Source organism: Kitasatospora sp. NPDC022856 (assembly GCF_055561235.1).
On sequence record NZ_JBVHHE010000049.1, the window covers coordinates 1 to 15,077 of the forward strand.

General features: G+C 73.2%; 10 protein-coding genes. All 10 read left to right on the plus strand.

The features are described 5' to 3' along the window. Positions 1 to 821 precede the first annotated feature (821 nt). The 10 genes from ACZ34W_RS33790 (at position 822) to ACZ34W_RS33835 (ending at position 15,065) form a co-directional block, all read left to right on the plus strand. Positions 822 to 2,498 carry a CTP synthase gene (locus ACZ34W_RS33790; protein ID WP_329490166.1) on the plus strand — a complete coding sequence of 559 codons (1,677 nt, stop codon included), beginning with the start codon at positions 822 to 824 and terminating at the stop codon, positions 2,496 to 2,498. 169 nt (positions 2,499 to 2,667) lie between these two features. Continuing rightward, positions 2,668 to 3,306 (plus strand): NUDIX hydrolase, encoded by a 639-nt coding sequence (locus ACZ34W_RS33795; protein WP_329490168.1) that lies wholly within the window; start codon positions 2,668 to 2,670, stop codon positions 3,304 to 3,306. Positions 3,307 to 3,601: 295 nt separating this feature from the next. Then, positions 3,602 to 6,019 carry a tetratricopeptide repeat protein gene (locus ACZ34W_RS33800; RefSeq protein ID WP_465609639.1) on the plus strand — a complete coding sequence of 806 codons (2,418 nt, stop codon included), beginning with the start codon at positions 3,602 to 3,604 and terminating at the stop codon, positions 6,017 to 6,019. A gap of 261 nt (positions 6,020 to 6,280) precedes the next feature. Next, on the plus strand, positions 6,281 to 7,396 hold the full coding sequence (gene ald, locus ACZ34W_RS33805) for an alanine dehydrogenase (protein ID WP_329490170.1): 1,116 nt from the start codon (positions 6,281 to 6,283) through the stop codon (positions 7,394 to 7,396). Between the two features lie 602 nt (positions 7,397 to 7,998). After that, positions 7,999 to 9,066 (plus strand): ParA family protein, encoded by a 1,068-nt coding sequence (locus ACZ34W_RS33810; protein ID WP_380392235.1) that lies wholly within the window; start codon positions 7,999 to 8,001, stop codon positions 9,064 to 9,066. Continuing rightward, complete coding sequence (locus ACZ34W_RS33815) at positions 9,063 to 9,746, plus strand: hypothetical protein (protein WP_465609642.1); 684 nt, start codon at positions 9,063 to 9,065, stop codon at positions 9,744 to 9,746. The genes ACZ34W_RS33810 and ACZ34W_RS33815 overlap by 4 nt, the downstream gene beginning before the upstream one ends. Before the next feature lie 205 nt (positions 9,747 to 9,951). Then, positions 9,952 to 10,977 (plus strand): segregation and condensation protein A, encoded by a 1,026-nt coding sequence (locus ACZ34W_RS33820; protein WP_465609644.1) that lies wholly within the window; start codon positions 9,952 to 9,954, stop codon positions 10,975 to 10,977. Positions 10,978 to 11,447: 470 nt separating this feature from the next. Further along, complete coding sequence (gene scpB / locus ACZ34W_RS33825) at positions 11,448 to 12,041, plus strand: SMC-Scp complex subunit ScpB (RefSeq protein ID WP_380392224.1); 594 nt, start codon at positions 11,448 to 11,450, stop codon at positions 12,039 to 12,041. Positions 12,042 to 12,110: 69 nt separating this feature from the next. Then, complete coding sequence (locus ACZ34W_RS33830) at positions 12,111 to 13,643, plus strand: pseudouridine synthase (RefSeq protein ID WP_465609646.1); 1,533 nt, start codon at positions 12,111 to 12,113, stop codon at positions 13,641 to 13,643. 438 nt (positions 13,644 to 14,081) lie between these two features. Then, entirely contained in the window at positions 14,082 to 15,065 is a 984-nt protein-coding gene (locus ACZ34W_RS33835; RefSeq protein ID WP_465609648.1) for a TrmB family transcriptional regulator, read from the plus strand. The last annotated feature ends 12 nt before the right edge of the window (positions 15,066 to 15,077 follow it).

Below are 15,077 nucleotides of genomic sequence, written 5' to 3' on the forward strand. Positions count from 1 at the left end.
GGGCAGGCACAGCCAGTCGACCGCTCCGTCCCTGCTGACCAGGGCAGCGGTCTGCATGTCCCCGATGAGTGCGTAGTCCTCGATACGGCCGGCCACGTGGATCTCCAGTTCGCAATGTGGTCACGACGCATCGGCGATCCGGGGAGAGCCAGCGGGTCTGCGGGGCCGGGGGTCACCCCGGGACGTCCGGCCTGCCGGGGGTGGTGGCAGGCCTTGCTGGAGTGTCCGCGCGGGGCCCGGTCGAGCCCCAGGGTGGGTGGGGAGGTGCTGGATAACGGGGAGGTCCGGTCGCGCATCGGGGACCGAGAGGTGTCCTTGCCCTCCCACGCCCTCCGCTTGCTCGTGCTGTCGGCGATGCGTCCGTGCAGCTTACGACGGACGAAAGGGGCGAAGCACGCGGGCGCAGCCCTGCGTGGCGCCACAATTCGGCGGAAATGCCGTGCATCGTGGGGGAGCCGTAAAGGATGGCTCGGAAGGATCACCTCCGGATGGTCCGTCGGGAGGGGGCTCCATGACCCGCCCGAGCGCTGCGGAGTGGCCCGCTCGGGCCGGTGGTGCGACCGGTGTGACGCGTGCGCCGGGTGGTGCGCCGGTGGTGCGCCGACGGAGTGGTTCCCGAGCGCCGCGAGCGGGCCGGAACGCGTCCGGGCCGGGGCACTGATACCCTGGTATCCCGTGGACCGGTGGGATCAAACGCCCCGGACCAGCCGAACCGACGATTCGTTGAGTGCCGTGCACCACACCGCACTCCCGTCGCGCCAGGCGAGCCGAGAGCTTCCCGCCCACGTCACCTTCGACACGCGACCCACGGGAGCCCCCTCTTGGCACAGCCCCATTCCGGCAAGGCATCGAACGGCCGCGCCGTGACGACCAAGCACCTCTTCGTCACCGGGGGTGTCGCCTCTTCGCTCGGCAAGGGCCTCACCGCCTCCAGCCTGGGCGCCCTGCTCAAGGCCCGCGGACTCCGCGTGACGATGCAGAAGCTCGACCCGTACCTCAACGTGGACCCGGGCACCATGAACCCGTTCCAGCACGGTGAGGTCTTCGTCACCGACGACGGTGCCGAGACCGACCTCGACGTCGGCCACTACGAGCGGTTCCTCGACACCAACCTGCACGGTTCGGCGAACGTCACCACCGGCCAGGTGTACTCGACGGTCATCGCCAAGGAGCGCCGCGGCGAGTACCTGGGCGACACCGTCCAGGTGATTCCGCACATCACCAACGAGATCAAGGCCCGGATCCGCCGGATGGCGACCGAGGACGTCGACGTGGTGATCACCGAGGTCGGCGGCACGGTCGGCGACATCGAGTCGCTGCCCTTCCTGGAGGCCGTCCGCCAGGTCCGTCACGAGGTCGGCCGGGACAACGTGTTCTTCGTGCACGTCTCCCTGCTGCCGTACATCGGCCCCTCGGGCGAGCTGAAGACCAAGCCCACCCAGCACTCGGTGGCCGCGCTGCGCAACATCGGCATCCAGCCGGACGCCATCGTGCTGCGCGCCGACCGCGAGGTCCCGCAGGCCATCAAGCGCAAGATCTCGCTGATGTGCGACGTGGACGAGGAGGCCGTGGTCGCGGCCATCGACGCCAAGTCGATCTACGACATCCCCAAGGTCCTGCACGGCGAGGGCCTGGACGCGTACGTGGTCCGCCGGCTGGACCTCCCGTTCCGCGACGTGGACTGGACCACCTGGGACGACCTGCTGCGCCGCGTCCACGAGCCGCAGCACATCGTCAAGGTCGCGCTGGTCGGCAAGTACATCGACCTGCCGGACGCCTACCTGTCGGTGACCGAGGCGCTGCGCGCCGGCGGCTTCGCCAACAACGCCCGCGTCGAGATCAAGTGGGTCACCTCCGACGACTGCGAGACGCCCGAGGGCGCCCAGGCGCAGCTCGGCGACGTGGACGCGATCTGCGTCCCCGGTGGCTTCGGCGACCGCGGTGTGGACGGCAAGGTCGCCGCGATCACCTACGCCCGGGAGAACAGGATCCCGCTGCTGGGCCTCTGCCTGGGCCTGCAGTGCGTGGTCATCGAGGCCGCCCGCAACCTCGCCGGCCTGCCCGAGGCCAACTCCACCGAGTTCGACGCGGCCGCCAAGTACCCGGTCATCTCCACCATGGCCGAGCAGCTGGCGATCGTCGACGGCAAGGGCGACCTGGGCGGCACCATGCGGCTGGGCCTCTACCCGGCCAAGCTCGCCGAGGGTTCCATCGTCCGTGAGGTCTACGGCGGCGAGCAGTACGTCGAGGAGCGCCACCGCCACCGCTACGAGGTCAACAACGCGTACCGCGCCGACCTGGAGAAGACCGGCCTGCAGTTCTCCGGCCTCTCCCCGAAGGGCGACCTCGTCGAGTACGTCGAGTACCCGCGCGAGGTGCACCCCTACCTGGTGGCCACCCAGGCCCACCCGGAGCTGAAGTCCCGCCCGACCCGCCCGCACCCGCTGTTCGCGGGTCTGGTCAAGGCGGCCATCGAGATCAAGACGGCTGCCCAGTAGCCGGTACCCGGTAGTCGGTACCCGCTGCTCGGCGCCCGGTGAGTCGGCGCCGAGCAGTGGGCGCCGACCAGGAGTAGTCGTCGACACGTCACCGGACGGCGGCCCCGCGATTCCCGCGGGGCCGCCGTCCGGCGTTAGATTGTGTCGTACTGACGAAAAGGGGAGAGCGATGGACGACCAGAGCATCTTTGACGTGGCCGAGGAGTGGGAGACCCGGGGGACCGCGACGCCCTTCCAGGGCAAGGTCACCGGCGTGCGCTCCGAGGAGGTCCGGATGCCCGACGGCAGCTGGGCCCGCCGCGACTACCAGACCCACCCCGGCTCGGTCTCCGTCCTGGCGCTGGACGACCAGGAGCGGGTGCTGATCCTGCGCCAGTACCGCCACCCCGTCCGCCAGCGGCTCTGGGAGCTGCCGGCCGGCCTCCTCGACGTCCCCGGCGAGAACCCGCTGCACGCCGCCCAGCGCGAGCTGTACGAGGAGGCGCACTGCAAGGCCGACACCTGGCGGGTGCTGGTCGACTTCTACACCTCGCCCGGCGGCACGGACGAGGCGCTGCGGCTCTTCCTCGCCACCGACCTCACCGCCGCCGAGGGCGAGCGCTACGAGGCGCACGGCGAGGAACTGGAGATCGAGACCGCCCGGGTGCCGGTCGCCGAGCTGATCCGGCTGATCCACGCCGGGGAACTGCACAACCCCACCCTGATCACCGGCACGCTCGCCGTGCACGCCGCGCTCACCGGGCCCGGCGGCCTGGCCGCGCTGCGCCCCGCCGACTCGCCGTGGCCGGCGCGGCCCTTCTCGGCGTGACACCTCCGGCGTGACCTCGGCGCGGCTGCTTCGTGGGGGTGACGACTCCGCGGTGCCGCTTCGCGCGGTGTCGCTTCTGCGGCGCTGCTTCGTGGGGCGACGCTTCGTGGGGTGACCTTCCCGGCGTGGCGGTGGACGGCGCGTCACCCCGCGGTTGACCCGCAGGGGTGACTTACCGGTTCGTACGACCGGATGTCACCTCGGCGGAGCCGGACGGTCGAACTACGCTTCGCAGACAGGGCGCCCGTCCCGGGCCGCCTCCGCTGAGCGCTGGGTGACGTCGGGAGTGGCACGGGTGGCGAGGAAGACGGCGACCATGGACGCGGGGCCCGGCGTATCCGTCGAGGACGTTCCCGGGCTCGACCGGCTGCCCGCCGGTCCCGCGCTGCTCGTCGGCCGGCGTGCCGAGCTCGCCGCCCTGCGGGCCGCCGCCGCCCGCCCGGCCGAGGGCCGCAGCCGGGTCCTGGTGCTGGCCGGCCGGCCCGGCTCCGGGCGGACCACCCTGGCCGTCCGGTTCGCCCGCACGGTCGCCGCCGACTACCCCGACGGTGTGCTGTTCGCCCGGCTCTCCACCCCGGACGGCGGCCGGGTGCCGCCCGCCAGGGCCGCCCGCCGGCTGCTGGAGCAGCTCGGCGCGGACGTCGCGGGCGTCCCGCTGCCCGGCGCCGTCGAGGACAGCCGGGACGAACCGGCCTGCGTCGCGCTGCGCGAGGCGCTGGCCGGGCGGAAGGCCCTGCTGCTGCTGGACGACGTGCGGGACGCCGGACAGCTCTGGCCGCTGCTCGCGGACGAGCCCGGCTGCCTCGTCCTGGCCACCACCGCCGGGCCGCTCACCGGCATCGAGGACATCGACCCGGTCATCCTCGGCGGGCTCGACCGGCAGGCCTCGGGGGAGCTGCTCGGCGACCTGGTCGGCGGGACGAGGATCAGCTGCGACCCGGTCGGCGGGGCCGACCTGGCCGAGGCCTGCGCGGCCCGGCCGGCGGCACTGCGGCTGATGGCGGGGTGGCTGCGGGGCAATCCGAAGCTGGCGGTGACGGATGCCGCGAAGGAGCTGGCACGGGCGGTGCGGGAGGCCGACGCCAAGCCGGTGGGGGGCGCGAAGGCGGCTGGTGGGGTGCACGCGGCCGGGGAGACGGCTTCCGGGGGGAAGGGCGCCCGGGGCGGGCCCGGCGCGTCCGGTGGGCCGGAGCGTACGAAGGGCGGCGCCCTGCACGCGGGAACCGGTGCGGGGGTCGGTGCGGGGCCCAGGGCCGGGACCGGGGCGGACGGGCGGGCTCCGGGCGGCGCCGGGGCCGGGGCCGGTCCGGGGGACGGGAAGGGTGTCAGGCGTCCCGCCGGGCCCGCGCGGGGCGGCGGGAAGCGCGGTGAACGGCGCGGCGGGACGCAGCCCGCGGAGCACGTTTCCGGGCCGGCTCCGGAGCAGGTCCCGGCCCCGGAGCGGCCCGGCCGGCCGGGCGGGGCCGGAAAGCCGGGGACCGCCGGTGCCGCTGCGGGCGGTGCAGTCGGTACGGCCGGGACGGCCGGGACGGTCGGCTCGAAGGCCGAGCAGGTGGAGTCGGCCGCTGCCGCCGCTGCCGCCGTCCCGGTGACGGACCCCGCGGCCTGGGTGAAGCCCGGGCCCGAACCTGCCGAGCCCGTTCCGGTGCCGGACAACGATCCGCTGATCGGCGCGTTCACCCTGCTCTACGGCACGCTGTCGGCCCCCCAGGCGCGGATGCTGCGGGCGCTCACCCTCGCACCGGGGCAGACGGCCGACCTGCGGACCGCCTCGGCCCTGGTCGGCTGCCCGGCGCCGGAGGCCGCCACCATGCTGGCCGCGCTCGCCGAGCGGGAGCTGCTCGGTGCGGAGCCCCCCGCCGCCGACGGGACCTCGCGGTACCGGGTGCCCGGCCGGCTCTACCCCCGGCTGGTCAGGCTGCGGGAGAGCGAGGACCGGCCCGCCGAGGTCGAACTGGCCCGGGCCCGGCTGCTGGAGCGGCTGGTCCGGCTCACCGAATCCGCCCGCGCACTGCTCGACCCGGCCGGCGGCCCCGGCCCCGACCCGCTGCCCGGCCCGCTCCGGCTGCGCTCCGCCGCCGACGCCCGGCAGTGGCTGCTCGGCGAGCGCGACGTCCTGCTCGGCGCGGTCGCCGACGCGATCGGCCAGGGCGATCTGGACGGCTCGGCCGGTCGGCTGGTCACCGCCCTGCTCCGGGCGCTGCCGCTGACCGGCGCGGCCGCCCCCGCCGACCTCTACCAGCTGCACGAGCAGGTGCTGACCGTGGCCGAACGCCACGGCAAACCGCGCCGGGCCGCCGCCGCACTGCTCAATCTGGGGGATCTCCAGGCCGCGGCCGGCCGCTGGGAGCAGGCCTGCGCGCACTACCGGGCGGCCCTGGAGCACGCCCGGTCGGCCGACGACGAGGCGCTCTGCGCCCGGGCCCTGGAGGGCGCGGCGGGCTGCTACCGGGCGCTCGGCGAGGCGGTTCGCGCCGCCGACTGGTACGGGCGGGCGCTCGCCCTTCGGCAGGCGATGGGCGACCACGCGGCCGAGGCCCGGCTGCTCGCCCGGGTGGCCGAGGCGCACACCGCGCAGCGCCGGTTCGAGGAGGCCGAGCGGGAGTACCGGGCCTCCCTGTCGGTGCTGCGGAGGCTGGGCGACGAGCGCGGGCAGCAGGTGGTCGGCGACGCCCTCGCGGAGCTGCGGGAACGCCTCGACGGCGGGTGGTAGGGGCGGGTTCCGGAGTATTGTCGGAGATGCCCGGTTGGCATTGCTTTGGCGGGAAGATCGCTGGGGAAGCCTACGAACCTGCCAATGTGTCCGGCAGATTTGTTCGCTTTGGAAGGCTGACACGCCGCCTGGGCTTCATTACACTCGAACTCAGTCGCGCAGCGATCCATGCCCCGGTGTCGTCCGGAGGCTTCCCCACGTGCGCGTCGCCCGCCGGTCTTCTCCGGTAGGGACCCCCATGGCAAGAGGACGTGTTTAGCCGTGAAGGTCGGCATCCCCCGCGAGGTCAAGAACCACGAGTACCGCGTGGCCATCACGCCCGCCGGCGTGCATGAGCTCGTCCGCAACGGACACGAGGTCTACATCGAGGACAACGCCGGTCTCGGCTCCTCGATCCCCAACGAGGAGTACGTGGCCGCCGGCGCCACCATCCTCCCCACCGCCGACGAGGTGTGGGCCACCGCCGACCTGCTGCTGAAGGTCAAGGAGCCCATCGCCCAGGAGTACCACCGTCTGCGCAAGGGCCAGACCGTCTTCACGTACCTGCACCTGGCGGCCGACCGCGCCGGCACCGACGCGCTGGTCGCGTCCGGCACCACCGCGATCGCGTACGAGACCGTGCAGCTCGCCAACGGCGCCCTGCCGCTGCTCGCGCCGATGTCCGAGGTCGCGGGCCGGCTGGCCCCGCAGGTCGGCTCGTACCACCTGATGCGCCCGGCCGGCGGCCGCGGCGTGCTGCCCGGTGGCGTGCCCGGCACCCACCCGGCCAAGGCCGTCGTCATCGGCGGTGGCGTCTCCGGCTGGCACGCGGCCACCATCGCCATCGGCATGGGCTACGAGGTGACCCTGCTCGACCGCGACATCAACAAGCTGCGCGAGGCCGACAAGGTCTTCGGCACCAAGATCAAGGCCATCGCCTCCAACGCCTTCGAGCTGGAGAAGGCCGTTCTGGAGGCCGACCTGGTGATCGGCGCCGTGCTGATCCCGGGCGCCAAGGCCCCGAAGCTCGTGACCAACGAGCTGGTCTCCCGCATGAAGCCGGGCTCCGTGCTCGTCGACATCGCCATCGACCAGGGCGGCTGCTTCGAGGACTCGCACGCCACCACGCACGCCGAGCCGACCTTCCAGGTCCACAACTCGGTCTTCTACTGCGTGGCCAACATGCCGGGCGCCGTCCCGAACACCTCCACCTACGCGCTGACCAACGCCACGCTGCCCTACATCGTGGAGCTGGCCAACCGCGGCTGGAAGGACGCGCTGCGCCGTGACCCGGCGCTGGCCAAGGGCCTGAACGTGCACGAGGGCCAGATCACCTTCGGCGCCGTCGCCGAGGCCTTCGGCCTGGAGTCCGTCTCCCTGGAGAGCGTGCTCGCCTGATCTCGGGTTCCCCCGGTTCGGGACGGTCCGCGCCACGCCGGCGCGGACCGCTCCGACCTGGGCCGTTCCCGGTGGGACGGCCCGTAGGCCCCCGACCCGTCCTCCTCGTCCGCCAGCGGGCCGGAGGTCCCCGGATCGGGGGCTTCGCCATGCCCGCGAACGGCGCCGACGCGGGCGGGTGAACGGCGTCCACGGGGGCGGGTGAACGCGGGTGGTCGGGGTGGGTGAGCGGCGCCGATCCGGACGCGTGAACGGGGGTGATGCGGGCGGGTCGCTCTGTCGTCAATTTCTGTGGGTCGTGTCACCCGACCGCAGAAACGTTAGGGTCAAGGGCCCGCGCATCCCTTGACAGAGGGTTGCCCGATAGTCGACACATCCTGCCCACTACCGTGGATTGTGTTGCTGCGAACGCCTTGAACGGCCTAGAGTCGCAAACCGTCGGCATGCTGCCACGCTGACGAATCGACATAGAGTCCTGGATGCCCAAGGAGGTAAGACGACTTGTGAATGAGTCGACATTTGCTCCCGGGGGTGGTCAGCCAGGACTGGCGGAGCACACCGCCGTCCAGCCGAGTGAGGAGTCCGGGGCCCGGCAGGCCACCGTGGGCTCGGCCGAGGTCGGCTCGGTCGCACTCCGCACTTTCGAAGCACGACAGAACACAGCACAGGTGACCACGGTGACCGACTACGACGTCGACCTGCCGGCCCACGGCCTGGCCTACGGCGAGTTCGCCTACGGCGCCTACGACGACCCGGACGCCGAGTACGAGCCGGACCCGGAGTACGCCGCCACGCTGGCCCCCGACGCCGCGCGCCAGCGGCGCGAGCGGGTCGGCCCGACCGGCCGTCCGCTGCCGTACTTCCCGATCCCCGCGCCGGTGGCCGAGCACGGCCCCGCGCAGATCATCGCGATGTGCAACCAGAAGGGCGGCGTCGGCAAGACCACGTCGACCATCAACCTGGGCGCGGCGCTGGCCGAGTACGGCCGCCGGGTGCTGCTCGTGGACTTCGACCCGCAGGGCGCGCTCTCGGTCGGTCTCGGCGTCAACCCGATGGAACTCGACGTCACCGTCTACAACCTGCTGATGGAGCGCGGCCTGACGGCCGATGAGGTGCTGCTGAAGACCGCGGTCCCCGGCATGGACCTGCTGCCCTCCAACATCGACCTCTCCGCCGCCGAGGTGCAGCTGGTCAGCGAGGTGGCCCGGGAGTCCGCGCTGGCGCGCGCCCTGAAGCCGCTGCTGCCCGACTACGACTTCGTCATCATCGACTGCCAGCCCTCGCTGGGCCTGCTGACGGTCAATGCCCTGACGGCCGCTCACAGCGTCATCGTTCCGCTGGAGTGCGAGTTCTTCGCGCTGCGCGGTGTCGCGCTGCTGACCGAGACGATTGAGAAGGTCTGCGAGCGGCTCAACCCCGAGCTGCGCCTGGACGGCATCCTGGCCACCATGTACGACTCGCGCACCGTGCACAGCCGTGAGGTGCTGGCCCGAGTCGTCGAGGCGTTCGGCGAGCACGTCTTCCACACCGTCATCGGGCGGACCGTGCGCTTCCCGGAGACCACCGTCGCCGGTGAGCCGATCACGACGTACGCGACCAACTCGGTCGGTGCCGCCGCCTACCGCCAGCTCGCCAGGGAGGTGCTCGACCGGTGCCGCCCCGCCGAGTGAGTCTCCCGGGTGCCGACGAGCTGTTCCGGACCACCGGCGGGATGGCGCTGTCGCCGTCCCTCGCGCCGCGTCCGGCCGCCGAGGCGCCCAGACCGGAGACCGCGCGGGCCGTCAACGGTGCCGGCCCGGACGGTGCCGAGGGCGCCGACGACGGCATTGGCGGTGCCGCGGGTCGTGCGACCGGGGGCGCCGCGAACGGCGGCGAGGCCGGTCGGCCGCGCGAGCACCACTCGGCGGGCGGCGCCCCGGTGCCGGCCCCCGCCCAGCCGGGCGGGGCCCAGGGCATCGGGCAGTCCGGCGCGGCGGGCAGTACGACCGGGGGCGCGGCGGGTGCCGCGCAGGCCGGTAAGACGGCTCAGGGCGGCCGTGGCGCCGCTCCGGCGCCGCGCCAGCACGCGGGTGCCACCGAGGACCAGGCGGGCGCCACAGGGCGCCCCAGGCCGCGTGGACGGGCACCGCGCCGCCCCACCGGGCGGGAGCGGCACGACGAGAAGATCACCGTGTACGTGTCCGCCGAGGAACTGATGGACCTCGAACACACCCGGCTGGTGCTCCGCGGTGAGCACGGGCTGGCGGTGGACCGCGGCCGGATCGTCCGGGAGGCGATCGCGGTCGTGCTGGCCGATCTGGAGCAGCGCGGCGAGGCGAGCATCCTGGTGCGGCGGCTGCGCGGGCGCTGAAGCCCGCGGGGCGCCTTGGGGCGCTTGTGGTGCCGGTGGTGCCGGTGGTTGCTGGTGGTTGCTGGTGGGCTCGTGATGCCTCTGGGGGGCGCTGGGCCGGTGGTCCGGCGTTGTACCGGTGACCGGCGGCGCCCGGCGGTGCGTGCGGCGTGTCGGCGGCCCCGGCGTGGGGCGGGCGGCGGCCGCCGGGCGAAGATGGACCGTTATGCCGAGCACCCCCGAACCGCCCGCCGCCGGGTCCGTCGCTGCCGATGGGACCGCCGGATCCGATGCGTTCCTCGGGGTTGGTGGGTCGGGTGGGGCCAATGGGTCCGTCAGGTCCGGTGAGACCGTCGACGCGGGCGTTCGCGTCGTTGCGGGGACCGGTCCGGCTGCGCCAGAGGGGTCGGCTGCGGCAGAGGGGTCGGGGACGGCCGCCGGTTCGCCCGGCGGTGGCTTCCGGGTGCGGCTGGAGAACTTCGAGGGCCCCTTCGACCTGCTGCTGAGCCTGATCGCCAAGCACAAGCTGGACGTCACCGAGGTGGCGCTGGCCACCGTCACCGACGACTTCATGGCGCACATCCGGGCCATGGGCGCGAACTGGGACCTGGACGCCGCGACCGAGTTCCTGGTGGTCGCCGCGACGCTCCTCGATCTCAAGGCCGCCCGGCTGCTGCCGGCCGCCGAGGTCGAGGACGAGGAGGACCTCGCCCTGCTGGAGGCGCGCGACCTGCTCTTCGCCCGGCTGCTGCAGTACCGGGCCTACAAGCGCGCGGCGGCCCTGTTCGGCGACCGCTGGGCCGCCGAACTGCTCCGGCGCCCCCGGACCGTCGGGCTGGAGCCCCACCACGCGCGGCTGCTCCCCGAGGTCGTGATCAGCATCGGCACGGAGCGGTTCGCGCAGCTGGCGGCGCGGACGATGGCGCCCAGGCCGGAGCCGGTCGTCTACGTCGACCACATCCACAGTCCGCCGGTCAGCGTGCGGGAACAGGCCGGGCTGGTGGTCGGGCTGCTCACCGAGCTCGGCGAGGCGTCCTTCCAGCAGCTGGTCGCCGACGCGCCGGACACCCTGGTGGTGGTCGCCCGCTTCCTGGCCCTGCTGGAGCTGTACCGGGAGCGGGTGCTCGCCTTCGAGCAGCCCGAGGCCCTGGGCGAGCTGCTGGTGCGCTGGGTGGCCGAGGAGGACCGGGGTGTGGTCGAGGTGACGGACGAGTTCGACCGGCCGGCCGGTGAGCAGAAGGAGGAGCGATGACGACTGGGGCGGACGGCGGGGAGCGGCCGGTGCGGCGTCCGCTCGGTGTGCCGGGGCAGCCGAGGGCCCAGGAGTGGCTGGAGCCGGCGCCGGGGGTGGGGGTGGTCGGGGAGGCGGTGGCTGGGGAGGGGGAGGTCGTTGCCGCGCCCGTGGTTCCCGTGACTCCTGGTGCTTTCGCTGCTCCTGGCGGGGCTGCTCCTGGCGGGGCTGCTCCTGGTGGATCGGCTCCTGGTGGGGCGCGGGGGGTCGAGCCCGGTCCGGTGGCGTCCGAGGCCCTGGTGGTGCACCAGAAGTCGATCCCGTCGACTTCCGGTGCGGGGGGAGGCGGGCGGGTGTCCGCGGCGCCTGTGCCTGTGTCTGCGCCGCCTGCACCAGCTCCTGCACCAGCGCCTGCGGCGCCCGCGTCCGGGCCCGTCGGGCTTGAGGCGGCGGACGGGCCCGGGCTGAGGGCGGAGCTGGAGGCGATTCTGATGGTCGTCGACGAGCCCGCCCGGGAGGCCCACCTGGCGTCCGTCCTCGAACGGTCGCGGGAGGAGGTGGCGTCGGCGCTGCGTGAGCTGTCCGCCGAGTACACCGCCCAGGGCCGGGGCTTCGACCTGCGGCTGGTCGCCGGCGGGTGGCGGTTCTACACCCGGGCCGACTGCGCGGCGGCCGTCGACCGCTTCGTCCTGGACGGCCAGCAGGCCCGGCTGACCCAGGCCGCGCTGGAGACTCTGGCGGTCGTCGCCTACCGGCAGCCGGTGTCCAGATCACGGGTCTCAGCCGTCCGTGGTGTGAACTGTGACGGCGTGATGCGTACCCTGGTACAGCGAGGACTGGTGGAAGAGGCCGGATCCGAGCCCGAAACAGGTGCGATCCTGTATCGGACGACGAACTACTTCCTGGAACGGATGGGGCTCCGCGGCCTGGATGAGCTGCCGGAACTCGCTCCCTTCCTGCCCGAGGTCGACGACGTGGAAGCGGAGTCCCTGGAGGGCACGATGATCGCGGAGGCGGTCGCCGCCGCTGCCGCGCAGGCTGCGGACGGCAGTGGCGAAGCCGATCGGGCTCCGCTCGATCGATAGGGGGGCGGTGAGGTCGGCCGAAACGACCGCACAGCCCAATCCCAGACGGAACGACGTACGGACACTTTGATGCGTAGCAGTGGCAACGGCAGGAACAGCAGCGGCGGCGGCGGCGGTCGCGGCGGACAGGGCGGGGGCCGGAGCGGCGGCGGCTCCCACGGGGGCGGCGCGGGCCGTGGCGGATCGGGCGCTCCGCGCGGGGGCTCGTCCGGCGGCGGCCAGCAGGGCGGCGGTTCGTACGGCGGGGGTTCCTACGGCGGTGGCTCCGGCTCCTCGCGGGGCGGGTCCGGTTCGTACGGTGCGGGTTCGCGCGGCGGCTCGTCGAGTGGTGGGTCCTACGGCGGCGGCTCCGGCTCCCGCGGTGGGTCCGGTTCGTACGGTTCGGGTTCGCGCGGCGGTTCGTCGGGCGGCGGGTCGTACGGCGGTGGCTCCGGCTCGTCGCGTGGCGGTTCGTACGGCGGCGGGTCCGGCTCGTCGCGTGGCGGTTCGTACGGCGGCGGGTCCGGCTCGTCGCGCGGTGGGTCCTACGGCGGCGCCTCCGGCGCGCCGCGCGGCGGCTCCGGCTCCTACGGTCGGCGTGACGACCGCCGGGACGACCGGCGCGACGACCGCGGCTTCCTGGAGCGCCCGCTGCGGCCCGAGGAGCGGCGCTACGACCGCCCCGAGTTCGGCGGCGGCCCCAACGCCACGCCGGCGCGCGGCGGCTACTCCGGGCGCCGTCCCAACCCGGCACCGCGGCCGCGCCGTGAGGGCCAGGGCGCCCCGGGCGACCCGCGCCGTCAGCCGCAGCGCTCGCGCGAGCTGCAGGCCAAGATCGAGGACGCCGTTCTGGCCCGGCACGACAAGCCGGCCGTGAACCTGCCGAAGACCGCCGGCGAGCCCGAGGGCGAGCGCCTGCAGAAGGTGCTGGCCCGGGCCGGCATCGGTAGCCGCCGGGCCTGCGAGGAGCTCATCGAGCAGGGCCGGGTCGAGGTCAACGGCAAGCGCGTCACCGAGCAGGGCAAGCGGGTCGACCCGCAGAACGACGAGATCAAGGTGGACGGCCTGACCGTCGCCACCCAGTCGTACCTGTTCTTCGCGCTGAACAAGCCGGCCGGCGTGGTCTCCACCATGGAGGACCCGGACGGTCGCCAGTGCCTCGGTGACTACGTGACCAACCGGGAGACCAGGCTCTTCCACGTCGGTCGTCTGGACACCGAGACCGAGGGCATCATCCTGCTCACCAACCACGGCGAGCTGGCCCACCGCCTCACCCACCCGCGGTACGGCGTGACCAAGACCTACCTGGCCGCGATCCAGGGACCGATCCCGCGTGACCTGGGCAAGCAGCTCGCCAAGGGCATCGAGCTGGAGGACGGCTTCGCCCGGGCCGACAGCTTCAAGGTGATCTCCAACGTCGGCAAGAACTACATGGTCGAGGTGACCCTGCACGAGGGTCGCAAGCACATCGTCCGCCGGATGCTGTCCGAGGCCGGCTTCCCGGTCGAGAAGCTGGTGCGCACGCACTTCGGCCCGATCGCGCTGGGCGACCAGAAGTCCGGCTGGCTGCGTCGTCTGACCAACCCCGAGGTCGGTCAGCTGATGCGCGAGGTCGGCCTGTAGGAATCTGTGGACCGGTCGATAGAGGGGCTCCTCTGTAGACCGGTCGACATATTCTGGCGTTCTCTGTAGATCGGTCGGCATAGTTGGGGGCGTTTCTGTGGACCGGTCTGCATAATCGGGGGCCGGATCTGTAGACCGCCCGACATATTCGCGGAGCGTGTCTGTAGACCGGTCGGGTCTGCATAATCCGCGCGAGCGGGACTGCGTCGGTAGACCGGTCTACATATTCGGGTGTTTCGGGAGGGTCTCCCCGTCGAGTGGCGGGGAGGCCCTCCTGCTGTTCGGCGGGTCCTGCTGTGAGCAAGGACGCATCGCCTGGTCATCGCCTTGTCAGCGCGATGATCCGTGGCCGAAGATTGCCACCTGACCACGACCCGCCGAGTGGCGGGACTGCGCCACCGGGGGCGCGGGCGGGAGTCGAGACGGGGGAGCGGCGTCGTGTCCGATGCACCACTCAGCACACTGGGACTGGCCGCGCCGGACGGTCAGGTCTACGCGGCGCTGGTGGCCAACCCGCAGTCCACCGCGGAGGACCTCGCGACCTGCTGCGGTCTGACACTCCAGCAGAGCGTCCGCGCGCTGGACCGATTGGCACAGCAGGGCATGGCGACCAGGGCACCGGTGGACCGCCACCGCTTCCTCCCGGTGGCGCCCGATGTCGCGATCGGCACGCTGATCGGCCATCGCGAGTCCGAGCTGCGGCACGCCAGGGCCGAGATGCACCGGCTGATGGACGCCTTCCGGGAGGCCTCGCGCTACACCGACCCGGCGCACTCGGTCGAGGTGTTGACCGGCGGCGAGGCGATCGCCCAGCGGCTGGAGCACATCACCGAGACCAGCCAGTACCAGGTCCGCGGCTTCGACTGCCCCCCGTACATCCAGGACCCGGTCGCCAACATCCCGCTGCAGCGCGAGCGGATGCGGGAAGGGCTGCGGTTCCGGACCATCTATGACCGGGAGGCGGTCGCCTGGCCCGGCCGGCTGGAGAAGAACATCCTGGCCGGCGTCGCGGACGGCGAGGAGGCGAGGGTCCGGCCGGTGCTGCCGATGAAGATGATCATGTCGGACGACCGGATGGCCGTCATCCCGATCAGCGTGGGCGACAGCGTCCTCGACGCGGCCTACGTGATCCACCCGTCGGCGCTGCTCCAGGCCCTGGACACGCTGTTCGAGGCGGAGTGGGAACGGGCGGTCCAGCTCCAGTCCGCGATCGGCGCCGCCGAGGGCGCGCTGGAGCCGGAGGCCGACCACCGCAAGCTGCTCGGCCTGCTGGCGGCCGGCCTCACCGACGAGTCGATCGCCCGCTCGCTCGGCTGGAGCGCCCGGACCACCCAGCGCCGGCTGCAGAGCCTGATGCGCGAGCTGGGCGCCACCACCCGCTTCCAGGCCGGAATGGCGGCCCGGGAGCGGGGCTGGCTGTAGCCGGGCCGGTGG

What these genes read in the sequence shown, in the direction of transcription:
- scpB (WP_380392224.1), top strand. Translation starts at nt 11,448, where the DNA reads ATGGTCGTCGACGAGCCCGCCCGGGAGGCCCACCTGGCGTCCGTCCTC.
- ACZ34W_RS33830 (WP_465609646.1), top strand. Translation starts at nt 12,111, where the DNA reads ATGCGTAGCAGTGGCAACGGCAGGAACAGCAGCGGCGGCGGCGGCGGT.
- ACZ34W_RS33820 (WP_465609644.1), top strand. Translation starts at nt 9,952, where the DNA reads ATGCCGAGCACCCCCGAACCGCCCGCCGCCGGGTCCGTCGCTGCCGAT.
- ACZ34W_RS33795 (WP_329490168.1), top strand. Translation starts at nt 2,668, where the DNA reads ATGGACGACCAGAGCATCTTTGACGTGGCCGAGGAGTGGGAGACCCGG.